The sequence below is a fragment of the Brevibacillus sp. WF146 genome (genome assembly GCF_001673705.2).
In the GTDB taxonomy this organism is placed as follows: domain Bacteria; phylum Bacillota; class Bacilli; order Brevibacillales; family Brevibacillaceae; genus Brevibacillus; species Brevibacillus thermoruber.
In genome coordinates, this window is the sequence record NZ_CP109943.1 from 17,501 (window position 1) to 39,623 (window position 22,123).

Annotated in this window: 38 protein-coding genes (1 of these 38 only partly in view); 2 read left to right on the forward strand and 36 right to left on the reverse strand. The window is 55.1% G+C overall.

What is annotated here, in order from left to right; translation table 11 throughout:
* Positions 1 to 386: the 5' portion of a stage II sporulation protein M gene (locus tag A6764_RS00140; RefSeq protein ID WP_035296733.1), read on the reverse strand. It extends 268 nt beyond the left edge of the window; 386 of the gene's 654 nt are visible here — the first part of the coding sequence; it begins with the start codon at positions 384 to 386; the stop codon falls past the left edge of the window.
* A gap of 124 nt (positions 387 to 510) precedes the next feature.
* Between A6764_RS00140 and pdaB the strand changes: the two genes are divergently transcribed.
* The gene (gene pdaB / locus A6764_RS00145; protein WP_065067643.1) at positions 511 to 1,275 is read left to right on the forward strand and encodes a polysaccharide deacetylase family sporulation protein PdaB; all 765 of its coding nucleotides are present in this window, start codon (positions 511 to 513) and stop codon (positions 1,273 to 1,275) included.
* A 27-nt stretch (positions 1,276 to 1,302) separates the two neighbouring features.
* On the opposite strand, the gene A6764_RS00150 is transcribed toward pdaB, so the two are convergent.
* Complete coding sequence (locus tag A6764_RS00150; RefSeq protein ID WP_065067642.1) at positions 1,303 to 1,890, reverse strand: KinB-signaling pathway activation protein; 588 nt, start codon at positions 1,888 to 1,890, stop codon at positions 1,303 to 1,305.
* Between the two features lie 119 nt (positions 1,891 to 2,009).
* On the opposite strand from A6764_RS00150, the gene gerD reads away from it, so the two are divergent.
* On the forward strand, positions 2,010 to 2,633 hold the full coding sequence (gene gerD, locus A6764_RS00155; RefSeq protein WP_065067641.1) for a spore germination lipoprotein GerD: 624 nt from the start codon (positions 2,010 to 2,012) through the stop codon (positions 2,631 to 2,633).
* A 46-nt stretch (positions 2,634 to 2,679) separates the two neighbouring features.
* Here the strand turns inward: gerD and A6764_RS00160 are convergent, their stop codons facing one another.
* The 34 genes from A6764_RS00160 to rplB form a co-directional block, all read right to left on the reverse strand.
* Positions 2,680 to 3,783, reverse strand: a complete 1,104-nt coding sequence (locus tag A6764_RS00160; RefSeq protein ID WP_029101036.1) for an Mrp/NBP35 family ATP-binding protein — start codon at positions 3,781 to 3,783, stop codon at positions 2,680 to 2,682.
* A gap of 114 nt (positions 3,784 to 3,897) precedes the next feature.
* Positions 3,898 to 4,614 (reverse strand): N-acetylmuramoyl-L-alanine amidase CwlD, encoded by a 717-nt coding sequence (cwlD, locus tag A6764_RS00165; protein WP_319800796.1) that lies wholly within the window; start codon positions 4,612 to 4,614, stop codon positions 3,898 to 3,900.
* Positions 4,615 to 4,744: 130 nt separating this feature from the next.
* Entirely contained in the window at positions 4,745 to 5,137 is a 393-nt protein-coding gene (gene rpsI / locus A6764_RS00170) for a 30S ribosomal protein S9 (protein WP_029101038.1), read from the reverse strand.
* 20 nt (positions 5,138 to 5,157) lie between these two features.
* On the reverse strand, positions 5,158 to 5,595 hold the full coding sequence (gene rplM, locus A6764_RS00175) for a 50S ribosomal protein L13 (protein WP_029101039.1): 438 nt from the start codon (positions 5,593 to 5,595) through the stop codon (positions 5,158 to 5,160).
* Positions 5,596 to 5,860: 265 nt separating this feature from the next.
* Positions 5,861 to 6,595, reverse strand: a complete 735-nt coding sequence (truA, locus tag A6764_RS00180; protein ID WP_065067640.1) for a tRNA pseudouridine(38-40) synthase TruA — start codon at positions 6,593 to 6,595, stop codon at positions 5,861 to 5,863.
* Entirely contained in the window at positions 6,592 to 7,389 is a 798-nt protein-coding gene (locus tag A6764_RS00185) for an energy-coupling factor transporter transmembrane component T family protein (RefSeq protein ID WP_065067639.1), read from the reverse strand. The genes truA and A6764_RS00185 overlap by 4 nt, the downstream gene beginning before the upstream one ends.
* Before the next feature lie 3 nt (positions 7,390 to 7,392).
* On the reverse strand, positions 7,393 to 8,265 hold the full coding sequence (locus A6764_RS00190) for an energy-coupling factor transporter ATPase (RefSeq protein ID WP_044899137.1): 873 nt from the start codon (positions 8,263 to 8,265) through the stop codon (positions 7,393 to 7,395).
* Complete coding sequence (locus tag A6764_RS00195) at positions 8,241 to 9,092, reverse strand: energy-coupling factor transporter ATPase (RefSeq protein ID WP_065067645.1); 852 nt, start codon at positions 9,090 to 9,092, stop codon at positions 8,241 to 8,243. The genes A6764_RS00190 and A6764_RS00195 overlap by 25 nt, the downstream gene beginning before the upstream one ends.
* Before the next feature lie 120 nt (positions 9,093 to 9,212).
* Positions 9,213 to 9,572 (reverse strand): 50S ribosomal protein L17, encoded by a 360-nt coding sequence (gene rplQ, locus A6764_RS00200; protein WP_029101044.1) that lies wholly within the window; start codon positions 9,570 to 9,572, stop codon positions 9,213 to 9,215.
* 121 nt (positions 9,573 to 9,693) lie between these two features.
* On the reverse strand, positions 9,694 to 10,638 hold the full coding sequence (locus A6764_RS00205) for a DNA-directed RNA polymerase subunit alpha (RefSeq protein ID WP_029101045.1): 945 nt from the start codon (positions 10,636 to 10,638) through the stop codon (positions 9,694 to 9,696).
* A gap of 155 nt (positions 10,639 to 10,793) precedes the next feature.
* Complete coding sequence (gene rpsK / locus A6764_RS00210) at positions 10,794 to 11,195, reverse strand: 30S ribosomal protein S11 (RefSeq protein WP_029101046.1); 402 nt, start codon at positions 11,193 to 11,195, stop codon at positions 10,794 to 10,796.
* A 16-nt stretch (positions 11,196 to 11,211) separates the two neighbouring features.
* Positions 11,212 to 11,580, reverse strand: a complete 369-nt coding sequence (rpsM, locus tag A6764_RS00215) for a 30S ribosomal protein S13 (protein WP_029101047.1) — start codon at positions 11,578 to 11,580, stop codon at positions 11,212 to 11,214.
* A gap of 21 nt (positions 11,581 to 11,601) precedes the next feature.
* Positions 11,602 to 11,715 carry a 50S ribosomal protein L36 gene (rpmJ, locus tag A6764_RS00220; RefSeq protein ID WP_003333770.1) on the reverse strand — a complete coding sequence of 38 codons (114 nt, stop codon included), beginning with the start codon at positions 11,713 to 11,715 and terminating at the stop codon, positions 11,602 to 11,604.
* 31 nt (positions 11,716 to 11,746) lie between these two features.
* A complete protein-coding gene (gene infA, locus A6764_RS00225; protein WP_003333772.1) occupies positions 11,747 to 11,965 on the reverse strand; it encodes a translation initiation factor IF-1 in 219 nt (72 codons plus the stop codon).
* Between the two features lie 116 nt (positions 11,966 to 12,081).
* On the reverse strand, positions 12,082 to 12,828 hold the full coding sequence (gene map, locus A6764_RS00230; protein WP_029101048.1) for a type I methionyl aminopeptidase: 747 nt from the start codon (positions 12,826 to 12,828) through the stop codon (positions 12,082 to 12,084).
* Between the two features lie 6 nt (positions 12,829 to 12,834).
* Entirely contained in the window at positions 12,835 to 13,479 is a 645-nt protein-coding gene (locus A6764_RS00235) for an adenylate kinase (protein ID WP_065067644.1), read from the reverse strand.
* A gap of 85 nt (positions 13,480 to 13,564) precedes the next feature.
* Positions 13,565 to 14,860 carry a preprotein translocase subunit SecY gene (gene secY, locus A6764_RS00240; protein ID WP_029101050.1) on the reverse strand — a complete coding sequence of 432 codons (1,296 nt, stop codon included), beginning with the start codon at positions 14,858 to 14,860 and terminating at the stop codon, positions 13,565 to 13,567.
* Entirely contained in the window at positions 14,860 to 15,300 is a 441-nt protein-coding gene (gene rplO, locus A6764_RS00245) for a 50S ribosomal protein L15 (RefSeq protein WP_029101051.1), read from the reverse strand. Before rplO ends, secY begins: the two co-directional genes overlap by 1 nt.
* Before the next feature lie 33 nt (positions 15,301 to 15,333).
* Entirely contained in the window at positions 15,334 to 15,519 is a 186-nt protein-coding gene (gene rpmD / locus A6764_RS00250) for a 50S ribosomal protein L30 (protein ID WP_029101052.1), read from the reverse strand.
* Positions 15,520 to 15,535: 16 nt separating this feature from the next.
* Positions 15,536 to 16,033: a 30S ribosomal protein S5 gene (gene rpsE, locus A6764_RS00255; protein WP_065067638.1), complete on the reverse strand. Its 498-nt coding sequence runs from the start codon at positions 16,031 to 16,033 to the stop codon at positions 15,536 to 15,538.
* A gap of 18 nt (positions 16,034 to 16,051) precedes the next feature.
* Positions 16,052 to 16,414, reverse strand: coding sequence for a 50S ribosomal protein L18 (gene rplR / locus A6764_RS00260; RefSeq protein WP_065067637.1), 363 nt, complete (start codon positions 16,412 to 16,414; stop codon positions 16,052 to 16,054).
* 33 nt (positions 16,415 to 16,447) lie between these two features.
* The gene (gene rplF / locus A6764_RS00265; protein ID WP_065067636.1) at positions 16,448 to 16,984 is read right to left on the reverse strand and encodes a 50S ribosomal protein L6; all 537 of its coding nucleotides are present in this window, start codon (positions 16,982 to 16,984) and stop codon (positions 16,448 to 16,450) included.
* A 32-nt stretch (positions 16,985 to 17,016) separates the two neighbouring features.
* The gene (rpsH, locus tag A6764_RS00270) at positions 17,017 to 17,415 is read right to left on the reverse strand and encodes a 30S ribosomal protein S8 (protein ID WP_029101056.1); all 399 of its coding nucleotides are present in this window, start codon (positions 17,413 to 17,415) and stop codon (positions 17,017 to 17,019) included.
* A 27-nt stretch (positions 17,416 to 17,442) separates the two neighbouring features.
* Positions 17,443 to 17,628 carry a type Z 30S ribosomal protein S14 gene (locus A6764_RS00275; RefSeq protein ID WP_019123526.1) on the reverse strand — a complete coding sequence of 62 codons (186 nt, stop codon included), beginning with the start codon at positions 17,626 to 17,628 and terminating at the stop codon, positions 17,443 to 17,445.
* Positions 17,629 to 17,652: 24 nt separating this feature from the next.
* Positions 17,653 to 18,195 carry a 50S ribosomal protein L5 gene (rplE, locus tag A6764_RS00280; RefSeq protein ID WP_029101057.1) on the reverse strand — a complete coding sequence of 181 codons (543 nt, stop codon included), beginning with the start codon at positions 18,193 to 18,195 and terminating at the stop codon, positions 17,653 to 17,655.
* A gap of 26 nt (positions 18,196 to 18,221) precedes the next feature.
* Positions 18,222 to 18,536 (reverse strand): 50S ribosomal protein L24, encoded by a 315-nt coding sequence (gene rplX, locus A6764_RS00285; RefSeq protein ID WP_065067635.1) that lies wholly within the window; start codon positions 18,534 to 18,536, stop codon positions 18,222 to 18,224.
* A 50-nt stretch (positions 18,537 to 18,586) separates the two neighbouring features.
* Positions 18,587 to 18,955, reverse strand: coding sequence for a 50S ribosomal protein L14 (gene rplN / locus A6764_RS00290; RefSeq protein ID WP_029101059.1), 369 nt, complete (start codon positions 18,953 to 18,955; stop codon positions 18,587 to 18,589).
* A gap of 42 nt (positions 18,956 to 18,997) precedes the next feature.
* The gene (gene rpsQ, locus A6764_RS00295; RefSeq protein WP_029101060.1) at positions 18,998 to 19,264 is read right to left on the reverse strand and encodes a 30S ribosomal protein S17; all 267 of its coding nucleotides are present in this window, start codon (positions 19,262 to 19,264) and stop codon (positions 18,998 to 19,000) included.
* Between the two features lie 22 nt (positions 19,265 to 19,286).
* Complete coding sequence (gene rpmC, locus A6764_RS00300) at positions 19,287 to 19,484, reverse strand: 50S ribosomal protein L29 (protein ID WP_029101061.1); 198 nt, start codon at positions 19,482 to 19,484, stop codon at positions 19,287 to 19,289.
* Positions 19,474 to 19,908, reverse strand: coding sequence for a 50S ribosomal protein L16 (gene rplP, locus A6764_RS00305; protein ID WP_029101062.1), 435 nt, complete (start codon positions 19,906 to 19,908; stop codon positions 19,474 to 19,476). Before rplP ends, rpmC begins: the two co-directional genes overlap by 11 nt.
* Positions 19,909 to 19,910: 2 nt before the next feature.
* Entirely contained in the window at positions 19,911 to 20,573 is a 663-nt protein-coding gene (rpsC, locus tag A6764_RS00310; RefSeq protein ID WP_029101063.1) for a 30S ribosomal protein S3, read from the reverse strand.
* Between the two features lie 13 nt (positions 20,574 to 20,586).
* Positions 20,587 to 20,919 carry a 50S ribosomal protein L22 gene (gene rplV, locus A6764_RS00315; protein WP_029101064.1) on the reverse strand — a complete coding sequence of 111 codons (333 nt, stop codon included), beginning with the start codon at positions 20,917 to 20,919 and terminating at the stop codon, positions 20,587 to 20,589.
* Between the two features lie 29 nt (positions 20,920 to 20,948).
* Positions 20,949 to 21,230 carry a 30S ribosomal protein S19 gene (gene rpsS, locus A6764_RS00320; protein ID WP_029101065.1) on the reverse strand — a complete coding sequence of 94 codons (282 nt, stop codon included), beginning with the start codon at positions 21,228 to 21,230 and terminating at the stop codon, positions 20,949 to 20,951.
* A 51-nt stretch (positions 21,231 to 21,281) separates the two neighbouring features.
* Complete coding sequence (gene rplB / locus A6764_RS00325) at positions 21,282 to 22,112, reverse strand: 50S ribosomal protein L2 (RefSeq protein ID WP_029101066.1); 831 nt, start codon at positions 22,110 to 22,112, stop codon at positions 21,282 to 21,284.
* Between the last annotated feature and the right edge of the window lie 11 nt (positions 22,113 to 22,123).

Genomic DNA, 22,123 nt, shown 5'->3' on the forward strand with positions numbered 1-22,123 from the left:
ATGCCATGCGGCAAAATGCCGACCGCGAAGATGAGCCACGGGCTTATTCCCGCCGCGCTGTACTGCGCCAGGATATAGCCGAACAGCACGCCGTTGGCCACCATCCCGATCACGGGGAAAACGGCAAAAAACAGCCCCAACGCCATCATCATCAGCGAACTGGTGACGTTGTTGACAAAGATCGCCCAAAACAAAGCCGTCACCCCTTGGCCGCTATCCCTGATGCGCTGGGTCATGTCCTTCAATTCGTCCATCAGGCCGCTGACCATATCGTGCACGGCATGGGACTGCAGAAAGCCGACCATGGCTCCACCCAAAAACAGCAGGCAGGCGGTCACAATGTACCACTTGTTGTCCGTCCACAGGCGTCGAAACCGAGTGTTCATGAAGTACGCTCCTTTACAGCCTGGTTAGTACACTATATGCATTGTACCGCAACAATACCCACCCGGACAAAGAATATCCTCCTCAATCCGGCATAAACTGTAAGGGGACAAAGGAGGTGCCGTCATGAAATTCATGTTCGTCTTGAGCGCGCAACGCTTGAAACAGGTGCTGATCATCCTCACCGCTCTCCTGATGGCGGCTGGCATCGCCTATGCCGAACGGGACGCCATCACCGTCATCTCGGACAGCAGCAAAGCTCCCCAAGCCATTTACAAGGTGGATACCAACGAGAAAAAAATCGCCCTGACCTTCGACATTAGCTGGGGAGAGACGAGAGCCGTGCCCATTTTGGACATCCTGAAGGAAAAAAAGGTAAACAAAGCGACCTTTTTCCTGTCTTCCCCCTGGAGCCAGCGTCATCCGGAGATCGTCAAGCGGATCGTCGACGACGGATTTGAAATCGGTTCCCATGGGCATAAACACGACTATTACAGCAAATATACGGACGAGGAAATTCGCGCCCAGATCGGCAGGGCCCACACGATTCTGACCGAACTGACGGGGAAAAAGCCCAAGCTGATCCGCATGCCGAACGGAGACTTCGACAAGCGCGTGCTGCGGATTGCCGATGAAATGGGCTACACGGTCATCCAGTGGGACACCGACTCCAAGGACTGGATCAATCCCGGCGTCGACACGATTGTAAACAACGTCCTGTCCAAAGCCCATCCGGGCGACATCGTGCTGCTCCACGCCAGTGATTCATGCAAGCAGACCCACCTCGCCCTGCCCCAGATTATCGACAAGCTGCGGGCCGATGGCTACGAGTTCGTCACCGTCTCGGAACTGATTGCCGGTTCCCAGGTACAAAGCCAGGAAGTCAAGTAAGCGAAAAAAGCTGACCGTTGACAGCGGTCAGCTTTCCCGTTTGACCAGACGATGCAAATGCATGACTTGCCAGACGTTGCAAAACAAGAGCGGCACCAGCATCGACAAGGTGGCGTGCACGTTGTATTGTTTCAACGCGGGAATCCATTCGATGGCCGAAAACACGAACATGAAAAACAGCGTGGGCACCCATGCCGTCTGGTTGGTCAGGCGCGCTTTCCCGTAGGCGGTGACCACGGCGACCAGCAGGAGCAGGATCGGCTCCACGAAAAACGGCCAGACGGAGCCGTCTTCGCCCAACAGGGTGTAACGCAGGTACACCATGTCAAAAAATACAAACAACACCAAAAATACCTGGATGCTCTTCCACAACGAGGGGTTTTTGAACAGCCCCCGCGCAAGGTAATTGATCGTCATGTAGGCAAAAAAACCCATTTGCGCCACAATGCTGATGGTCATCCCATACAGCATTTGCATGAACGTGCCCATAAAAAAATTGGCCATGCCGCCTTCCAGCAATTTGTCCGATGCGAAAATCATGCCGACCAGAATCCCGCCCAACCCGCCAAGCAGCAGGGTGGTAAAAAACAGCCAGCCGTACTTGCGCAGACTCACCGTACGTCCCTCCTATCCACATCGATAATGATTGTACCAACCCGTGCAAGAAAATACTAGCGTAAGAACAAAACAATCGGTGCACGTTAAAGGTAGCCGGGTAAAGGAGGTCACCGCCCATGAGGAAGCGAACCGTATCGTTTTGGTTGTTGCTGGCGGTCAGCCTGGTCATGACAAGCTGCGGCGTCGGCGGAACAGCTCAGAACACGACACACCCTGATTATAGAAGCATGAAGGACATGGTCCTGGACATTTTGAAGACGGACGAAGCCAAAAAATCCGTAATCAACATGATGAAGGACGAATCGTTCAAGCGAAGCCTCATCATGGACGAGTCCACGGTACGTACCGCGCTGATCCAGAGCATTTCCAAGCCGGACAATCCGCAAATCAAAGAAGCGTTCAAGGACCCGAAATTCACCAGCACGCTGGCCAAATCGATGAAGAACGAGCACAAGGCGCTGATGAAAGACCTGATGAAGGATCCCGAGTACCAGAAAATGATGATCAGCATCATGCGGGACCCGGAGTTTGAAAAAAATATGATGGAACTGATGAGAAGCTCCGCCTACCGGAAACAAACCATGCAAATCATGAAGGAAGCGATGCAAAGCCCCCTGTTCCAGGCCGAGATGATGACGTTGATGACCAAGGCCACGGAAGACATGATGAAGCCGAAAACCATGAAAAAAGGCAAGAAAAAAAGCGGCAGCGGGGAAGGCGGCGGAAACAGCCAATCCTAAAGAGAAAGGTGAGCTCCCATCAAGAGCCCACCTTTTTGTTTTTCGCTTATTGGCCGATGGCTGCTTCGCACTTTTCGGCGACGCGCTTGGCCATATCCAGATACAGCTTGCCGATCGGCGAATCGGCCCGGTAGACGGACGGCGAATAGTCCGGCTCGGCCGGATGGTTGTCCGGCTGACCGAGCGGAATCTGGGCCAGCAGCTCGGTGCTGAGCACCTCGGCCAGTTTCGCCCCGCCTCCTTTGCCAAACACGTACTCCTTGGAGCCATCCTTCGCCTCGTACCAGGCCATGTTTTCCACGACCCCGAGGATCTCGTGTCCGGTCCGCTTGGCCATCGCCCCCGCCCGGGCGGCTACAAACGAGGCTGTCGGGTGCGGCGTCGTCACAATGATTTCCTTGCTCTGCGGAATCATCGTGTGCACGTCCAGGGCCATGTCCCCCGTTCCCGGCGGCAGGTCGAGCAGCAAATAGTCGAGATCATCGCCCCAGTGCACTTCCGTAAAGAAGTTGCGCAGCATCTTGCCCAGCATCGGACCGCGCCAGATCACCGGCGAGTTGTCCTCCACGAAAAAGCCCATGGACATCACTTTCACGCCGAATTGTTCCACCGGCAAAATCGTTTCGCCGATCACCGTCGGACGCTGTTCGATGTTCATCATGTCCGGTACGCTGAACCCGTAAATGTCTGCGTCGATAATGCCGACGCGTTTTCCCATGCGGGCCAGCGAGACGGCCAGATTGACGGTGACGGTGGACTTGCCGACGCCGCCTTTTCCGGAGGTGATGGCGATAAAGGTGGTGTGGGAGTCTTTGGCCAGAATCGGGTTCAACAGCGGCGCTTGTCCCGCAGGAGCAGCCGGTGTCTGCCCCCCGCGCAATTGGGCGCTTAGGGCGGCCCGCTCCTCGTCTGTCATCGCTCCAAATTGGAGGCGTACCTCTTTGGCCCCCAATTGCTTGAGCGCGTCGATGACGTCCTGCTCGATCTTCGCCTTCAGCGGACAGCCGGTAATCGTCAGCACGACGGTCAGGCTGACTGTTTCTCCGTCGATGCGGATGTCGCGAATCATGTTTAATTCCACCAGGCTGCGGTTAATTTCCGGGTCTTTTACGTCACGCAGCGCTTCCAGCACTTGTTCTTTCGTCAACATATCGTCCACCCCAGGCATCAATATTTGTCAAACGTGTCTCAGCCATTTGTCCTACAGTCGTACGCGCGTCCATTATAGCATATCCAAAAGGGCTGGACACGTTTGCAGGCGCGCTTACGGCAGGTTTGGCACCTTTTCGCCCGAATAATGGCGCAAAATGCCCTGGTAAATGGCGTTGGCCAGCGCTTTCTGATACTCGACGGAACGGAGCCGTTTCGCCTCCTCCGGGTTGCTGGCAAAGCCCACCTCCACCAGCACGGCCGGGCAGCTCACTTCGCGGATCAGAAAGACGTCATCCGTCTTGAGCGGCAGGCGATCGGTGTTGTTCAGCACCCGCTTGATTTCGTTCTGGATCAGGTAGGACATTTCCGCGCTCTTCTTGTAGGCCGGATAGTAGAAGGTCTGCGCGCCGGACCACCGCGGCGAGGGAATGGCATTGACGTGAATGCTGACGAGAAAATCGGGCGTGTTGTCGTTGACCAGCTTGACCCGGTTGCGAATGTCTTCCGACTTGCGCTGCCGCAGCTTCTGCACCTCCGGGGAAGCGAGGTCCTTGTCTTCCTCCCGGGTCATGATCACGTAAGCTCCCGACTGCTGCAGGAAATCGCGCAAATACATGCTGATGGCCAGGGTCACCTCTTTTTCCACGACCGTGCCGTCCGCGGAAACGGCCCCGCCGTCCGGCCCGCCGTGCCCCGGATCAATGGCGATCACCGTACCGGCCAGCGGCAGCGACCAGGCCGTCCAGGAGGAGCGTTCCGGCGCTTCGTAGGTGAACAACACCAGCAGCAAAAAGAAGGCTAGCACCCAGCCGACTACTTTTCGAGCCACCTTGCACCGTCCCCTTTGTCCCATTCTCTTTCCCATCATATGGACAAAACCGGACAATTATGACGGCTCGCGGGAAAAACAAAAACCCCTGTCTGTAAGCCAGACAAGGGGTTTTGCATCGAACAGCCGATTAGCGCTTGGAGAATTGCGGAGCGCGGCGAGCTGCTTTGAGACCGTATTTTTTACGCTCTTTCATGCGCGGATCGCGAGTCAGGAAGCCGGCGCGTTTCAGGGCGCCGCGCAGTTCCGGATCTGCTTTCAGCAGCGCACGAGCCACACCGTGACGGATGGCACCAGCTTGACCGGTGGTACCGCCACCTTTGACGTTGACCAATACATCGTAGCGACCCAGCGTTTCGGTCAGTACGAGCGGTTGTTTCACAATCAGTTTCAGGGTTTCCAACCCAAAGTAGTTATCCATGTCACGCTTGTTGATCACAATGCGACCTTCGCCAGGAACCAGGCGAACGCGTGCTACGGAGTGCTTACGACGACCTGTACCGTAGTATTGTACTTGTGCCACGAGTCTTTCCTCCCTTTACCTTATCCGCGGATTTGCCAAACTTCCGGTTTTTGTGCTGCGTGCGGATGTTCCGGACCAGCATATACTTTCAGCTTGGTGAAGATTTGACGTCCCAGGCTGTTTTTCGGCAGCATGCCTTTTACAGCCAGTTCAAACATTTTTACAGGTTTGTTTTTCAGCATGTCGCCTGCTGTCGTCTTTTTCAGACCACCCGGGTAGAGGGAGTGGGAGTAGTAGATTTTGTCCTGCAGTTTTTTCCCGGTCAGTTTTACTTTGTCCGCGTTGATCACGATTACGAAATCGCCGGTGTCAACGTGCGGGGTGAATTCCGGTTTGTATTTGCCGCGCAGAATGGAAGCGACTTCGCTAGCCAGACGCCCGAGCGTTTGACCTTCTGCGTCAACGATGTACCATTTGCGCTCGACTTCGAGCGGTTTCGCCATATATGTGGTACGCATGTTTGTCCCTCCTAAATTGTTACCGTTCCATCTGGAATCATGGAAATCATGAAGTGGAGAATGCTGCCTGTAACGGGTGAGCAACTTCTCCAGGTGTTTCATTGAAACCACGTTCTTGTTTTTCAATCCCGGGGCTAGAGTGGGGCTAGCGGGGTATGAAAATACCAAGGAATATCGTACTACATCGGAGAGGCTGAGTCAAGAGCCGACTTCCTCCCCAACGGCTGGAAAAAGGACTGTCCGGTCTTGAGCCGGTCGCCGAGCGTCAATAGATGACCTCCCACATCGTCAGCCCTTTCGCGGGCGCCGTTTTTCCGGCCTGTTCCCGGTCCCTCGCCCGCAGAATCTCCTTTACCTCGTCCGGGTGGCGCTTGCCCTGGCCCACTTCCACCAGGGTGCCGACGATGATCCGCACCATGTTGTACAAAAACCCGTTGCCCCGGCAGACGACCCAAATCTCGCTGCCCGTCCGCTCCACGCGCAGGTCGTACACAGTCCGCACCTTGTCCTCGACAAAGGTTTTGGCCGAACAAAACGACGTGAAGTCGTGCTCGCCGATCAGGTGAGCGGCAGCACACCGCATCGCCTCCAGATCGAGCGGGTGGCGGATATGGTCGGCGTAGCGATGGCGGAAGACGTCGGGGACCGGTCCGTTGTCGATGCAGTAGCGGTACTCCTTGACCTTGACGTCGAAACGGGCGTGAAACGCCGGATCCGCCTCCTCCACCGAGCGGATGACGATGGAATCGGGGAGCTGATTGTTCAGCACAAACGCCCACTTGTCGATCGGAATGCCGCTGGCGGTATCGAAGTGGAAAACCTGGCCGCGGGCGTGGACGCCGGCGTCGGTCCGGCCGGAACCGACAATCTGGATCTCCTCTCCGGTGATCCGCCGCAGCGCGGCTTCGATCTCGCCCTGAACCGTAATCTGATCGGGCTGTACCTGAAACCCGCTGTAATCCGTGCCGTCGTAGGCCACGACGCACTTCAAACGCCTCATGTGCGCCACCATCCTATCACAAACGTAAGTGCACAAGCCGCCGCGGCCACGCAGCCGTCCCGCCAGCTCCACTTCAGCCTGCGCAGACGCGTGCGCCCCACTCCCCCGCGATAGCCGCGCGCCTCCATCGCCAAAGCCAGCTCTTCTGCCCGGCGGAATGCGCCGACAAACAGCGGAATGACGATCGGCATCAGACTGCGGGCGCGGCGGACGAGGCTGCCCTCGGTCAAATTGGCCCCCCGGGCCGTCTGCGCCTTGATGATCTTGTCCGTCTCCTCCATCAGCGTGGGGATGAAGCGAAGCGCGATCGACATCATCAGGGCGATCTCGTGCACGGGAACGCCGATCCGGCCGGTGGGACCGAGCAGCCTCTCCAATCCTTCCGTCAGGTCAATCGGGGACGTCGTCAGCGTCAAGAGGGAGCTGATCAGCACGAGCAGCGTCAGGCGGAGCGAGATGAACACCGCCTGGCGGACCCCCATTTCCTCCACGCTCAGCCATCCCCAGCGGAAGTAGACCTCTCCCCCCTTGGTGATCACGAGGTGCAGGACCACGGTAAAGAGGATCAGCAGCCAGACAGGGCGCAGGCTTTTCAAAATGTACGACAGCGACAGGCGGGACAACAGGATGCCTGCCAGCATGAAACCCACCAGGACGGCATAGGTGGCCGCGTTGTTGGCCCAAAAGACAAGCGCGGCGAACAGGATGACAAACAGCAGTTTGCTGCGGGGATCGGTCTGGTGGAGAAACGATTGTCCCGGCACGTACTGGCCGATCGCAATGTGCTGCAGCATGGCCTATCGCTCCTTTGCCACGGACAGCCGCGCCAACAGATGTTCGATCAGCGCTTCTTCCCGATACAGGGACGAAGGCAGCCGTTCCGTTTCCGGCAGCCGTTGATTCAATTGCGTGACCAGCGCCACTGTCTCCGGCACGTCCAGCGCCAGCTCCCGCAGTCGGTCGGCGTGCGCGAACACCTCATCCGGGCTGCCTTCCAGCACCGCCCGTCCCTGTGCCATGACAATCAGCCGGTCGGCGTAGCGGGCCGCTTCTTCCATGCTGTGCGTGACCAGCACGGTGGTGAGCCGCTGTTCGCGATGAATCCGGTAAATGGCTTCCAAAATCGCCTTGCGTCCGGCGGGATCAAGCCCTGCCGTCGGTTCGTCCAAAATCAGCACCTTGGGCTGCATCGCCAATACGCCGGCAATCGCCACGCGCCGCATCTGCCCGCCGCTCAGATGAAACGGGGAGCGGTCCTTGACCGCTTCATAGTCAAGGCCGACGATCTCGAGCGCCTCCCGGACCCGAACCTCCGCCATCTCCGGCGGCATGTCAAAGTTGAGCGGCCCAAACGCCACATCCTTGGCGACCGTCTCTTCAAACAACTGGTGTTCCGGGTACTGAAAGACGAGGCCGATGTCGCGCCGGCGGGCATGGGGCATTTTTTCCCGCGGGGTCACCTTTACGTCCCCCAGGGTGATCGTACCCGACGTCGGCTGCAGCAGACCGTTGAGGTGCTGGATCAGCGTGGACTTGCCCGATCCCGTTTGGCCGATGATGCCCACAAACGAGCCCGCCGGAATGGTCAGCGAGACGTCGCGCAGCGCCGTCCGTTCAAACGGCGTTCCTCTGCCGTAGATGTGGCTTACCTGGTCAAAAGTAATCTGCATAAGTGCTCCACCAGCTCCTCTTGGTGCAGTACAAACGGAAGCTGTACTCCCTCGTCCGCCAGCGCGCGGCGAAGCCGGACGGCAAACGGCACGTCCAGGCCCAGTTCCTGCAGGCGCTCCGGCCGGGCAAACACCTCGGAAGGGGAACCGTCCAGCTCGATCCGCCCGCCGCTCATGACGATGACCCGATCGGAAAAGACGGCTTCTTCGGGAAAATGGGTGATATTCACCACCGTGATTCCCTCTTCCCGGTTGAGCCGGCGGGCCAACGCCAACACGTCACGCCGTCCCTGGGGATCCAGCATCGCTGTCGCCTCGTCCAGAATGAGCACGGATGGGCGCATCGCCATGATGCCGGCGATCGCCACGCGCTGCTTCTGACCGCCCGACAGGTGGTGGGGTTGGTCGTGCAGGTGGCGCTCCATCCCGACGGCCGCCAGCGCTTCGTCCACACGGCGGCGCATCTCGTCCGGCGGCACGCCCATGTTCTCCAGGCCGAATGCCACATCGTCCTCCACAGTGGCCCCCACGATCTGATTGTCCGGATTTTGAAACACCATGCCGACGTGGCGGCGCACTTCCCAGAGCAGCTCGCCGTTCCTGGTGTCCATGCCGCTGACGATGACGGCTCCCTCGTTCGGGAGCAGCAGGCCGTTCGACAGTTTGGCCAGCGTCGACTTGCCCGATCCGTTGGGACCGAGGATGGAGACAAAGGTTCCTTTGGCAATCTCCAAGTCGATCCCGTTCAGCACCGGTACGGCCGCCCCTCCCTCGCCCTCGTAGGCAAAAGAGACGCCCTGGAAAGCCAGCAGTTGTTCCTCCTTCATGAGGCGCTCACATCCTCCCAGCCTTGGACAGGGATTTGAACAAAGAAAAAAGGGCATGAATCAGAGTCCAGCCTAAGACCAGAGTCTGTCCCCACCCTTTTTCACAATCTGCGTGTGCTATTACACTAATTCGATGTACGCCATCGGTGCTGCGTCGCCGCGGCGAGGACCTGTCTTCAGGATACGGGTGTAACCGCCGTTGCGCTCTTTGTAACGAGGCGCGATCTCATCGAACAGCTTTTGAACCGCATCGCGGCCTTCTTCATTCGCCACTTCCTTGCGAACGAAAGCAGCGACTTGACGGCGAGCATGCAGGTCACCGCGCTTGGCCAGCGTAATCATTTGTTCAGCGATGGAGCGCAGTTCTTTTGCCTTCATCTCGGTGGTTTCAATGCGCTCGTTGATGATCAGGTCGGTTACCAAGTCGCGGAACAGCGCTTTGCGCGCCGCGCTACGACGACCCAATTTACGGTATGCCATGTTCTTACCTCCTTTTTCACGCTGGCACCGCTCAGCCATGGCTGGAGCGAAGCCAGATCTGAAATCCCCTCTCCGGAGGGAATGTTCCGTGAGGACGGAGTCCAGGCGCTGTCAGCCTTCCCTAGTCGTCGCTGCGCAGGGACAAGCCCAACTCAGCCAGCTTTTCCTGCACTTCTTCCAGGGATTTGCGGCCCAAGTTGCGCACTTTCATCATGTCCTCTTCGGTCTTCTGCGTCAGCTCTTGCACGGTATTGATACCGGCACGCTTCAAGCAGTTGTAGGAACGGACAGAGAGATCGAGCTCTTCGATGGTCATCTCGAGCACTTTCTCTTTCTTGTCCTCTTCTTTTTCCACCATGATTTCCGCATCTTTCGCCTCATCCGTCAGGCCGACAAACAGGTTGAGATGCTCTGTCATGATTTTGGCGCCGAGACTAACGGCTTCTTCCGGACTGATGCTGCCGTTGGTCCATACTTCAAGCGTCAACTTGTCATAGTTGGTCATTTGCCCGACACGGGTATTTTCCACTTGATAGTTGACGCGCTTGATCGGCGTATAAATCGAATCAATCGGAATCACACCGATCGGTTGGTCTTCCGATTTGTTACCATCTGCTTGAACATATCCACGTCCACGTCCAGCTGTCATACGAATGTGCAGACGACCGCCATTTGCTAACGTTGCGATATGAAGATCAGGGTTCAAGATCTCCACATCGCTGTCGGCGCGGATATCTCCCGCCTTGACGACGCCTTCGCCCTCTGCGTCAATCTCGATGACTTTTTCTTCATCGGAATGAATCTTCAGCGCCAGGCCCTTGATGTTCAGGATGATTTCCGTCACATCTTCCACAACGCCTTCAACCGTAGAGAACTCGTGAAGGACCCCGTCAATTTGAACGGTGCGCACTGCCGCGCCTGGCAAAGACGAGAGGAGAATCCGTCTCAGCGAGTTGCCAAGAGTGGTGCCGTATCCGCGCTCCAGAGGTTCAACAACGAACTTCCCGTACGAGTTGTCGTCGCTTACTTCCACAACCTCGATTTTCGGTTTTTCTATTTCTATCATTAAACAAACCCTCCTTCAAAACGTCGAAATTCTTGGGTGGGCCGATTCAGCCCACTCAGGAATTTCCCCGGCGGTTTACCGTTTGCGTGCATGACAAGCTATTGAATCAGAATTTACCATTCTAGTATGGACATGTTCTGAACGATATAAACCCGTTACACGCGGCGACGTTTTGGCGGACGGCAACCGTTGTGCGGAATCGGCGTCACGTCTTTGATCATGTTTACTTCCAGACCTGCTGCTTGCAGGGAACGGATCGCGGCTTCACGGCCAGCGCCCGGTCCTTTTACCAGCACTTCGCAAGAACGCATGCCATGTTCCATTGCCACGCGCGCAGCGGCTTCGGCAGCCATTTGCGCAGCGAACGGCGTGCTCTTGCGGGAGCCCTTGAAGCCGAGGGCACCTGCACTGGACCAGGAAATTGCGTTGCCGTGCGGATCAGTGATGGTTACGATCGTGTTGTTAAACGTGGAGCGGATGTGAGCTACGCCGACTTCCACGTTTTTGCGATCACGACGACGGGTACGAGTAGCAGTCGCTTGTTTTCTTTTCGCCATGTCCAATTACCCTCCTTTACTTCTTCTTGTTCGCTACAGTACGGCGCGGGCCTTTGCGCGTACGAGCGTTGGTTTTCGTGCGTTGACCGCGAACCGGCAGGCCACGGCGGTGACGGATGCCGCGGTAGCAGCCGATTTCCATCAGACGCTTGATGTTCAGGGAGATCTCACGACGAAGATCGCCTTCCACCTTCAGGTTTTTGTCGATGTAATCGCGCAGTTTGCTGACTTCTTCTTCTGTCAGGTCACGAACGCGAGTATCCGGATTTACGCCGGTAGCGGACAGAATTTTTTGGGACGTGGGACGGCCGATACCAAAGATGTAGGTAAGAGCGATTTCCACGCGCTTTTCGCGAGGCAAGTCAACGCCTGCAATACGTGCCATGTGTCAAAAGCACCTCCTTGATTACCCTTGTTTTTGCTTATGCTTAGGATTTTCACAAATAACCATTACGTTACCTTTCCGACGGATAACCTTGCACTTTTCGCAAATCGGTTTAACCGAAGGTCTCACTTTCATGGTTCTTGCCTCCCTCTTCTAGGGGTTTCGCTTATTTGTAGCGGTACGTAATGCGTCCGCGTGTCAAGTCGTACGGCGACAGCTCAACCGTTACCTTATCCCCAGGCAGAATGCGGATAAAGTGCATGCGGATCTTTCCGGAGACGTGAGCGAGCACCTTGTGCCCATTCTCTAATTCTACCCGAAACATCGCATTCGGCAAAGGCTCGATTACCGTACCTTCCACTTCAATCACATCGTCTTTTGCCATGGCAAGCTCTCCTTTCCTCTGTCTTCAGTCAGACCATGAGTTTTGCGTTTGGCTCACACAACGAACTTAACGTCGACACGTTGGACGACAATTCCGAAGCGAACCCGGGGCTTCGGCTACGCCCGCGTTAAAATCTCATAGCCCTCTTCCGTAATCGCGATGGTGTGTTCAAAATGAGCACATTTTTTTCGATCCACTGTCACAACCGTCCAATTGTCCTCCAAAGTGCGGACATAACGTTCGCCGGCATTGACCATTGGTTCGACTGCCAACACCATTCCCGGTTTCAACCGTGGACCGCGTCCAGGCGGGCCGTAGTTGGGAACCTGGGGGTCTTCGTGCAAGTTTTGCCCGATCCCATGCCCCACATACTCGCGAACGAGCGTGAAGCCGGCAGCCTCTGCGTGGATCTGAATCGCGTGGGAAATGTCAGACAGCCGCGCACCGGGCATGGCTTTCTCCAGCCCCTTGTACAGCGACTCTTCCGTCACTCGCAGCAAACGCTGATCTTCTTCCGAAATGTTGCCGACCGGATACGTCCAAGCGGAGTCTCCATGATACCCTTGGAACTGGGCACCGATGTCGATGCTGATGATGTCTCCTTCTTGCAACGTCCGTTTTCCTGGGATCCCGTGTACGAGTTCTTCATTGACTGAAGTACAGATACTTCCTGGAAAGCCACCGTAGCCTTTGAACGATGGAATGGCTCCCATGCTGCGGATAAAGGTTTCGGCGAGTTCGTCCAGTTGCTTTGTCGTCACGCCAGGCTTGATGGCCTTGGCAAGCTCTTGATGGGTGAGTGCGACGATCCGACCAGCTTCGCGCATAACCTCAAGCTCTGCTTTCGACTTCAGGATGATCATGCTCCCTTACCCTCGCAACACAGACGTGATTTCCGCGAATACGACCTGGATATCCTGTTCACCATTGATGTTTCGCAGGAGGCCTTGCTCAGCGTAGTAGTCGATGAGCGGTTGTGCTTGGGCGATGTTGACATCGAGGCGCTGCGCCACCACTTCCGGCTTGTCGTCATCGCGCTGGAACAGCTTGCCGCCATCCTTGTCGCACACGCCTTCCTCTTTCGGCGGATTGAACAGCGTGTGGTAGCTCGCTCCGCAAATCGGGCAGATCCAGCGACCGGTCAGACGTTCGATCAGGAACTCCCGGCGAACGTTGATATTGATCACATGGTCGATCTCGCGGCCCAGCTCCTTCAAGGTAGCCGTCAATGCCTCCGCCTGCGGCACCGTGCGCGGAAACCCGTCGAGCAGGAATCCCTTTGCGCAATCATCCATCGCCAGGCGCTCCCGCACGATCCCGATGACGATCTCATCGGGGACGAGCAGCCCTTTATCCATGTAGGACTTGGCTTCAAGTCCGAGCGGCGTCTCGTTTTTGACCGCTGCCCGGAACATGTCGCCAGTCGAGATGTGCGGGATGTCAAACTCTTTTACGATTCGTTCCGCCTGCGTACCTTTGCCGGCCCCAGGCAAACCCATCAAAATTATATTCACGTCCATTCCCTCCGTCCCGTGCGAAAAGCTTCACCGCGCATCGCGCAGCCTCCGGTCGGCTGAAGAAAGCTTTTCAACACCTCGGTTACTTGATGAACCCTTGGTAGTGGCGCTTGATCATCTGGCTTTCGATCTGCTTCATCGTATCGAGCGCAACCCCGATCACGATCAAAAGCGACGTACCGCCGATGTAAATCGACTGCGGCAGGTTCGCCAGCTTGCTGAAGAAGAATGGCATGATGGAAATTACCATCAGGAACAGAGCGCCCGCCAGTGTCAGACGGTTCAACGTACGGGTAATGTACACCTCGGTGTTTTTACCGGGTCGGATACCAGGAATGTAACCGCCATTTTTCTTCATGTTCTCCGCCAGTTGTACAGGGTTGATCTGTACAAAGGTGTAGAAGTAGGTGAACCCGATAATCAAGAACGCGTAAAGCGTCATCCCAAACGGTGCGCTGGGTTGGAAATGCGTGTAAATCCAGTTGGCGATTCCCGTTCCGGATGGATCCACCCAGAACTGTGCAATGGTTGAGGGGAAAATCACCAGCGAGACGGCGAAGATGACCGGAATCACACCCGCCGAGTTAATCTTCAGCGGGATGTGCGTGGATTGACCACCGTACATTTTGCGGCCAACCACGCGTTTGGCGTACTGTACCGGAATCTTGCGCACACCTTGCTGCATGAAAATGACCCCGACAATAATGGCGATGATCACCAGCAGAATGAGCAGTACCTTCACGATACTGAAGAACAAATTCTGGCTCGGATCGCTGAACTGGGACGTGTAAATCGTCGCGATGCCGGTCGGGATGTTGGCCACGATCCCGGCCACGATGATAATCGAAATCCCGTTGCCGATCCCTTTCTCCGTAATTTGTTCGCCCATCCACATCAGGAACGAGGTCCCTGCTGTAAGGGTGATGGCAATCAATGCGTAACTGCCAATGGACGTGTCTTTCAGCAAACCAGGCGCCATGTTGTTGAAGCCGATAGTCATCCCCACCGACTGGATGAGGGCGAGGACCACCGTGAAGTAACGGGTCACCGTCGCGATCTTGCGGCGTCCCACTTCCCCTTCACGGGCCCACTGCGTAAACTTCGGCACCACATCCATGGACAGGAGCTGCATGATGATCGATGCCGTGATGTACGGCATGATCCCCATCGCAAAAATCGAGAAGTTTTGCAGCGCCCCGCCGGAGAAGGTGTTCAACAACCCCAGCAGATGGTTCGTGTTCTGCTGAAACAACTCGACATTCACGTTGGGGACAGGGACGAAGCTCCCGATTCGGAAGACGACCAGCATCATCAGTGTAAACAAAACCTTACGACGCAGGTCGCCTATCTTAAAAATGTTAGTGAGCGAGGCTAACATTAGATCACCTCGGCTGTTCCACCGACTTGAGCGATCTTCTCAGCAGCAGCAGCGGAGAACTTGTGAGCTTTTACGGTCAGCTTCACGTTCAGTTCGCCGTTGGCAAGAACTTTTACACCGTCACGCAGAGCGGAAATAACGCCGGTTTCTTTCAGCAGTTCAGGCGTCACCACGGTGCCTTCTTCAAAACGGTTCAGCGCGTCCAGGCTCACAATCGCGTATTCCTTGCGAGAGATGTTGGTGAAACCGCGCTTAGGCAGACGACGGTACAGCGGGTTTTGACCACCCTCGAAACCAGGGCGAACACCGCCGCCGGAACGGGCGTTTTGACCTTTGTGACCTTTGCCGGCGGTTTTGCCGGTACCGCTACCGATACCGCGACCGACGCGCTTACGAGTGTGACGGGATCCTTCTGCAGGTTTCAGTTCATGCAATTTCATTCCTTGCACCTCCTAACCTTATGGAAATGGTGATTACGCTTCTACTTCTTTTACTTCAACCAGGTGCTTCACTTTGAAGATCATCCCGCGGATTGCCGGATTGTCTTCTTTCACAACGGTTTGGTGAATTTTACGGAGACCCAGTGCTTTGACGGTATCCTTTTGATCGACGGTGCGGCCGATCAGACTGCGCTTGAGGGTGATTTGCAGTTTTGCCATGTTCATTCCCTCCTTATTAACCCAGCAACTCGTCAACAGTCTTACCGCGCAGTTTCGCGACTTCTTCCGCTGTTTTCAGGCGGCTGAGGCCTTCCAGCGTAGCGTTGACCATGTTGATGGGGTTGTTGGAACCGAGAGACTTGCTCAATACGTCGCCTACACCAGCAAGCTCCAGTACCGCGCGGACAGGACCGCCGGCGATGACACCGGTACCTTCGGAAGCCGGCTTGATCAGCACTTTGCCGGAGCCGAAATGGCACAGGACTTCGTGCGGAATCGTCGTTCCTTTCAGCGGTACGCGGATCAGTTTTTTCTTAGCGTCTTCAATCGCCTTGCGAATGGCGTCCGGAACTTCCTGCGCTTTCCCCATACCGGCGCCTACATGACCGTTGCGGTCGCCGACAACAACCAGGGCGCTGAAGCTCATGCGACGGCCACCCTTAACCGTTTTCGCAACGCGGTTAACGGCGACTACTTTTTCTTCCAGCTCTAATTTGCTAGGGTCGATACGCATTCCTTACCCTCCTTGTTGTTAGAATTGCAGGCCAGCTTCGCGAGCTGCTTCTGCCAGTGCTTTGATGCGTCCATGATAGATGTAACCGCCACGGTCAAAGACCACTTCGGTCAGGCCTTTTTCCTTCGCGCGTTTTGCGATCAGCGCGCCAACTGCTGCAGCGGCTTCCACGTTTGCGCCGTTTTTCAGGCCCAGCTCTTTATCCAGCGAGGATGCGGCTGCCAGTGTGTGGCCGGCCACATCGTCAATCAGTTGAGCATAGATGTGCTTGGAAGAACGGAATACGTTCAGACGCGGACGTGCGGCAGAACCTACGACGCGCTTGCGGATACGCAGATGACGTTTTTTCCGAGCTTTGTTTTTATCAGGTTTCGTAAACATTACGCGGCCTCCCTTCTCATGAAACTACGAAGCTTATTTACCCTTTTTGCCTTCTTTGCGGCGAACCACTTCATCGCTGTACTTGATCCCTTTGCCTTTGTACGGTTCAGGTTTGCGGATCGAGCGGATTTCGGCAGCAACTTGGCCTACGCGCTCCTTGTCGATGCCTTTTACCACCAGCGTGGTTTGGTTCGGTACTTCGATTTCGATCCCCTCTTCAGGAGTGATCTCTACCGGATGGGAGAAACCGAGAGAAAGCGTTACGCCCTTGCCGGACTTGGCGGCACGGTAACCGACACCCACCAGCTCCAGCGTACGGGAGAAGCCTTCGGATACGCCCGTTACCATGTTGGCGATCAGTGCACGGGTCGTACCGTGCAGGGAACGGTGCAGTTTGTTGTCGCTAGGACGTTCAACGATAACCTCGTTATCGTTGATGTTAATTTTCATATCCGGATGGAATTTACGAACAAGTGTACCCTTAGGGCCCTTTACCGTCAGCTCGGTACCGTTCAGAGTGAGGGTAACGCCTGCAGGGACCACGATCGGTTTTTTACCGACACGAGACATGTGGTGCACCTCCTGTGCTTTTCAATCTGTAATTACCAAACGTAAGCGAGAACCTCGCCGCCCACGTGTGCTTGGCGTGCTTGTTTGTCGGTCATCACGCCGGCAGACGTGGAGATCAGGGCAATGCCCAGACCGCCGAGAACTTTCGGGATCTCGGTGCTTTTCGCGTACACGCGCAGACCCGGTTTGGAGATACGCTTCAGACCGGTGATAACGCGCTCGTTGTTCGGGCCGTATTTCAGGAACACACGGATAATCCCTTGTTTGTTGTCTTCCACGAATTCCGCATCGCGAATGAAACCTTCTTCCTTCAGGATGCGAGCGATTTCCTTCTTGATGGTGGACGCCGGAATTTCCACTTTCTCGTGGCGAACCATGTTGGCATTGCGAATGCGGGTAAGCATATCTGCGATTGGATCAGTCATAACCATGAGAGAGAACCTCCTTCCCGTTTCAAATTACCAGCTTGCTTTTTTCACGCCAGGGATTTGGCCTTTATAAGCAAGTTCACGGAAGCAAATACGGCAGAGCTTGAATTTACGCAACACGGAGTGAGGACGGCCGCAGCGCTCGCAGCGGGTGTAAGCGCGAACCGCAAATTTCGGTTTCCGTTGTTGCTTGACGATCATCGATTTCTTTGCCACATTCTTCCCTCCTTACGATGGGGTTTATTTACGGAATGGCATACCCATTTGAGTCAGCAGTTCACGTGCCTCTTCATCCGTTTTTGCGGAAGTGACGATGACGATGTCCATACCGCGAACCTTGTCGATCTTATCGTACTCGATCTCCGGGAAGATCAGTTGTTCCTTCAGACCGAGCGTGTAGTTGCCGCGACCGTCAAACGCCTTGGAAGAAACGCCGCGGAAGTCGCGCACGCGCGGAAGCGCAACGTTCATCAGTTTGTCGAGGAAGTGATACATGCGTTCGCCGCGCAGGGTTACTTTCGCGCCGATTGCCATGCCTTCACGCAGTTTGAAACCAGCGATGGATTTTTTCGCACGGGTTACGACCGGCTTTTGGCCAGCGATGGTTTGCAGATCTTCCACTGCGGAATCCAGCGCTTTGGCGTTGCCTACCGCTTCACCCACGCCCATGTTGATGATTACTTTTTCCACTTTCGGAACCTGCATGATGGAAGAGTAGTTAAACTTGCTCATCAGGCTAGGCACGATTTCTTTCAGGTATTTTTCTTTCAATCTTGCTGCCATCTAGGACATCCTCCTTTCCGATCTGACTACTTGTCGATAACTTCGCCAGATTTTTTCGCGTACCGAACTTTTTTACCGTTTTCCAGTACCTTGTAACCGATGCGAGTAGGTTTGCCGGTCTTCGGATCGATCAAGGATACGTTGGAAACGTGAATCGGAGCTTCTTGAGTTACAATGCCGCCTTGCGGATTGGTTTGAGACGGACGGGTGTGTTTTTTCACAAGGTTGATACCTTCAACCAGAACGCGCTCTTTCTTCGGATATGCAGCGAGAACGCGACCTTTTTTGCCTTTGTCTTTGCCCGCAATTACGATGACAGTGTCGCCTTTCTTTACGTGCATCGCTTGGTGCACCTCCTATCGAACAAACTACCTGAGTATTTCCGTACAGATTAGATAACCTCTGGAGCCAGAGAGATGATCTTCATGAAATCTTTCTCGCGGAGTTCACGAGCCACCGGTCCAAAGATACGGGTACCGCGAGGAGATTTGTCTTCACGGATGATAACCGCTGCGTTTTCGTCAAAACGGATGTAGGAACCGTCCGGGCGGCGAACGCCACGTACGCTGCGTACCACAACCGCTTTTACTACTTGACCTTTCTTGACAACGCCGCCGGGTGTTGCGGATTTAACGGAGCACACGATTACGTCACCGATGTTCGCCGTTTTGCGACCGGAACCACCCAGAACCTTGATGCACATAAGTTCTTTTGCACCGGAGTTGTCAGCAACAGCCAATCTCGTCTGAGTTTGGATCATTTACTGTTCCTCCTTTCGGATGTGTTTACCCGAAAATCTAGCTTATACGATTACTGCCTCTTCGACGATGCGTACCAAGCGGAAGCGCTTGTCTTTGGACAGCGGACGAGTTTCCATGATTTCCACGATGTCGCCCACTTTTGCCGTGTTGTTCTCGTCGTGAGCCTTGAACTTCTTGGAGTACTTCACGCGCTTGCCGTACAGCGGGTGCTTTTTGTAGGTCTCAACCAAAACCACAATGGTTTTGTCCATTTTGTCGGAAACGACACGACCTACCATCGTTCTACGCATATTGCGTTGTGCGGTCATTGTTCCAACCTCCTTCCTTTAATTAGCCGATCCCCAATTCTCTTTGGCGCAGGATGGTTTTCGCACGTGCGATATCCTTACGTACTTGCTTGATGCGAGCCGTGTTTTCGAGTTGACCGGTAGCCAACTGGAAACGAAGGTTGAACAACTCTTCTTTCAAAGAGGCGATGTTTTGTTCGATCTCGGCAGTGGTCAAATTGCGGAACTCATTAGCCTTCATGTGCGTCACCACCCACTTCTTCACGCTTCACGAACTTGCACTTGATCGGCAGTTTGTGCATGGCCAAGCGCATAGCTTCGCGAGCGGTTTCTTCAGGTACGCCGGCAAGTTCGAACATGATCTTGCCAGGCTTCACTACCGCTACCCAGTGCTCAGGAGAACCTTTACCGGAACCCATCCGTACTTCCAGCGGCTTTTGCGTAACTGGCTTGTCAGGGAAGATTTTGATCCATACTTTACCGCCACGGCGGATGTAACGGGTCATCGCAATACGGGCAGCCTCGATTTGACGGTTGGTCACCCATGCCGGCTCCAGTGCTTGCAGACCGTATTCACCGAATGCAACAGTGGTGCCGCCTTTTGCGTTACCGTGCATTTTGCCACGATGTTGTTTGCGGTGTTTCACGCGTTTCGGCATCAACATGATTACTTGCCTCCTTCCTCAGTAGCGACGTTCTTTTTCGTCGGAAGGACTTCTCCGCGGTAGATCCACACTTTTACGCCGATACGACCATAGGTGGTGTGAGCTTCAGCCGTGCCGTAGTCGATGTCAGCGCGCAGCGTGTGAAGCGGAACCGTACCTTCGCTGTAACCTTCGGAACGTGCGATGTCAGCACCGCCGAGACGACCGCTGACCAGTGTTTTGATCCCTTTCGCGCCTGCACGCATGGTACGGGAGATGGCTTGCTTTTGCGCACGACGGAAAGAAATGCGGTTTTCCAGTTGACGAGCGATATTTTCAGCTACCAGGGTAGCATCCAGATCCGGTTTTTTCACTTCGTTGATGTTGATGTGAACGCGCTTGCCGGTCAGCTCCGTCAGCGATTTGCGCAGAACCTCAACTTCTGCACCGCCCTTACCGATTACCATACCAGGCTTAGCGGTGTGAATCGTTACGTTCACGCGGTTCGCTGCGCGTTCGATTTCAATGGTGGATACAGCAGCATCTTTCAGACGCCCTTTGATGAATTTGCGGATTTTCAGGTCTTCGTGCAAGAGCGTAGCGAAGTCCTTGTCAGCGTACCATTTGGACTCCCAGTCGCGGATAATGCCAATGCGAAGACCAACCGGGCTTACCTTTTGACCCACACGTAATCCCTCCTTATTTCTCGTTTAATACCACGGTGATGTGGCTGGTGCGTTTATGGATGCGGCTAGCGCGACCCATAGCGCGCGGACGGAAACGCTTCAGCGTCGGACCTTGGTCGACGAAGATTTTGCTCACCACGAGGTTGTTCGGATCCATCTCGTAGTTGTGCTCAGCGTTAGCGATAGCCGATTTCAGGAGTTTCTCAACAACGGGAGAAGCCGCTTTCGGCGTGTGCTTCAGGATCGCCAGCGCTTCACCCACCTGCTTGCCTCGAATCAAGTCAACCACCAGGCGAACTTTACGAGGAGCGATGCGAATATAGCGAGCAACTGCTTTAGCTTCCATCTTTGTACCTCCTCTCTGTCAAGAGAAAATTAGCGCTTCTTGGATTTCTTGTCGTTGTCGACGTGACCCTTGAAGGTACGAGTTGGTGCAAATTCACCCAGTTTATGACCAACCATGTCTTCCGTTACGTATACCGGTACATGCTTGCGGCCATCGTACACGGCAAACGTGTGTCCGACGAATTCCGGGAAGATGGTCGAACGGCGAGACCAGGTTTTAATCACGCGCTTCTCGTTTTTTTCGTTCAGCTCAACAACTTTTTTCATCAAGTGGTCATCCACGAAAGGACCTTTCTTCAAGCTGCGTCCCATAAGTGAACCTCCCTTCGCCAAAGGCGTTCGGTTAATTGTCTAAAGCCGGCCTTACTTCTTGCGGCGGCGAATAATGTACTGATCGGATTTGTTTTTCTTCTTACGGGTTTTGAGACCCAGAGTAGGTTTACCCCAAGGTGTAACAGGCGCTTTGCGACCGATCGGAGCACGGCCTTCACCACCACCGTGCGGGTGATCGTTCGGGTTCATTACGCTACCGCGAACAGTCGGACGGATACCCAGCCAGCGGGAACGACCTGCTTTACCGATGTTGATCAGCTCGTGGTCGAGGTTGCCGACTTGACCGATGGTTGCGCGGCAGTTGTTGTGAATGCGGCGAGTCTCACCGGAAGAGAGACGTACGATAACGAAATCGCCGTCACGGCCGAGCAGTTGAGCGGATGCGCCGGCTGCGCGAACCAGTTGGCCGCCTTTGCCAGGTTTCAGCTCGATGTTGTGGATCGTCGTACCAACCGGGATGTTTTCCAGCGGCAGAGCGTTACCGATTTTGATGTCGGCATTCGGACCGGAGATGATCTCGTCGCCTACTTTCAGACCCAGCGGCGCGATGATGTAGCGCTTTTCGCCGTCCACGTAGTTGATCAGCGCGATGTTGGCGGAACGGTTCGGGTCGTACTCGATGGAAGCTACGCGGCCTACGATGCCGTCTTTGTTGCGTTTGAAGTCGATGATGCGATATTTGCGTTTATGACCGCCACCTTGATGACGAACGGTGATTTTCCCTTGGTTGTTGCGGCCTGCTTTTTTGGTCAGGGGCGCCAACAGGGATTTTTCAGGAGTCGACTTGGTGATCTCCTCGAAAGTAGAAACCGTCATTTGGCGACGACCAGGAGAAGTCGGTTTAAACTTTTTGATACCCATGTAAATTCCCT

Bases quoted from the DNA above. Each gene is read 5' to 3' on its own strand.
- rpsS (WP_029101065.1), bottom strand. From the start codon at position 21,230: ATGGGACGCAGCTTGAAGAAAGGTCCTTTCGTGGATGACCACTTGATG.
- rplF (WP_065067636.1), bottom strand. From the start codon at position 16,984: ATGTCTCGTGTCGGTAAAAAACCGATCGTGGTCCCTGCAGGCGTTACC.
- truA (WP_065067640.1), bottom strand. From the start codon at position 6,595: ATGAGGCGTTTGAAGTGCGTCGTGGCCTACGACGGCACGGATTACAGC.
- rplQ (WP_029101044.1), bottom strand. From the start codon at position 9,572: ATGGCATACCGTAAATTGGGTCGTCGTAGCGCGGCGCGCAAAGCGCTG.
- rpsH (WP_029101056.1), bottom strand. From the start codon at position 17,415: ATGGTTATGACTGATCCAATCGCAGATATGCTTACCCGCATTCGCAAT.
- A6764_RS00190 (WP_044899137.1), bottom strand. From the start codon at position 8,265: ATGCAGATTACTTTTGACCAGGTAAGCCACATCTACGGCAGAGGAACG.
- rplN (WP_029101059.1), bottom strand. From the start codon at position 18,955: ATGATCCAAACTCAGACGAGATTGGCTGTTGCTGACAACTCCGGTGCA.
- rpmD (WP_029101052.1), bottom strand. From the start codon at position 15,519: ATGGCAAAACTGCAAATCACCCTCAAGCGCAGTCTGATCGGCCGCACC.
- rplE (WP_029101057.1), bottom strand. From the start codon at position 18,195: ATGGCAGCAAGATTGAAAGAAAAATACCTGAAAGAAATCGTGCCTAGC.
- A6764_RS00160 (WP_029101036.1), bottom strand. From the start codon at position 3,783: ATGTTGACGAAAGAACAAGTGCTGGAAGCGCTGCGTGACGTAAAAGAC.
- rplO (WP_029101051.1), bottom strand. From the start codon at position 15,300: ATGAAATTGCATGAACTGAAACCTGCAGAAGGATCCCGTCACACTCGT.
- rpsM (WP_029101047.1), bottom strand. From the start codon at position 11,580: ATGGCACGTATTGCAGGCGTTGACTTGCCTCGCGAAAAGCGCGTGGAA.
- rpsK (WP_029101046.1), bottom strand. From the start codon at position 11,195: ATGGCGAAAAGAAAACAAGCGACTGCTACTCGTACCCGTCGTCGTGAT.
- map (WP_029101048.1), bottom strand. From the start codon at position 12,828: ATGATCATCCTGAAGTCGAAAGCAGAGCTTGAGGTTATGCGCGAAGCT.
- rpmJ (WP_003333770.1), bottom strand. From the start codon at position 11,715: ATGAAAGTGAGACCTTCGGTTAAACCGATTTGCGAAAAGTGCAAGGTT.
- rpsE (WP_065067638.1), bottom strand. From the start codon at position 16,033: ATGCGTATCGACCCTAGCAAATTAGAGCTGGAAGAAAAAGTAGTCGCC.
- rpsQ (WP_029101060.1), bottom strand. From the start codon at position 19,264: ATGACCGCACAACGCAATATGCGTAGAACGATGGTAGGTCGTGTCGTT.
- secY (WP_029101050.1), bottom strand. From the start codon at position 14,860: ATGTTAGCCTCGCTCACTAACATTTTTAAGATAGGCGACCTGCGTCGT.
- A6764_RS00205 (WP_029101045.1), bottom strand. From the start codon at position 10,638: ATGATAGAAATAGAAAAACCGAAAATCGAGGTTGTGGAAGTAAGCGAC.
- rplX (WP_065067635.1), bottom strand. From the start codon at position 18,536: ATGCACGTAAAGAAAGGCGACACTGTCATCGTAATTGCGGGCAAAGAC.
- gerD (WP_065067641.1), top strand. From the start codon at position 2,010: ATGAGGAAGCGAACCGTATCGTTTTGGTTGTTGCTGGCGGTCAGCCTG.
- pdaB (WP_065067643.1), top strand. From the start codon at position 511: ATGAAATTCATGTTCGTCTTGAGCGCGCAACGCTTGAAACAGGTGCTG.
- A6764_RS00185 (WP_065067639.1), bottom strand. From the start codon at position 7,389: ATGCTGCAGCACATTGCGATCGGCCAGTACGTGCCGGGACAATCGTTT.
- rplV (WP_029101064.1), bottom strand. From the start codon at position 20,919: ATGGAAGCTAAAGCAGTTGCTCGCTATATTCGCATCGCTCCTCGTAAA.
- rplM (WP_029101039.1), bottom strand. From the start codon at position 5,595: ATGCGTACCACATATATGGCGAAACCGCTCGAAGTCGAGCGCAAATGG.
- A6764_RS00195 (WP_065067645.1), bottom strand. From the start codon at position 9,092: ATGAAGGAGGAACAACTGCTGGCTTTCCAGGGCGTCTCTTTTGCCTAC.
- rplR (WP_065067637.1), bottom strand. From the start codon at position 16,414: ATGTTTACGAAACCTGATAAAAACAAAGCTCGGAAAAAACGTCATCTG.
- rplP (WP_029101062.1), bottom strand. From the start codon at position 19,908: ATGTTGATGCCGAAACGCGTGAAACACCGCAAACAACATCGTGGCAAA.
- rpmC (WP_029101061.1), bottom strand. From the start codon at position 19,484: ATGAAGGCTAATGAGTTCCGCAATTTGACCACTGCCGAGATCGAACAA.
- rplB (WP_029101066.1), bottom strand. From the start codon at position 22,112: ATGGGTATCAAAAAGTTTAAACCGACTTCTCCTGGTCGTCGCCAAATG.
- infA (WP_003333772.1), bottom strand. From the start codon at position 11,965: ATGGCAAAAGACGATGTGATTGAAGTGGAAGGTACGGTAATCGAGCCT.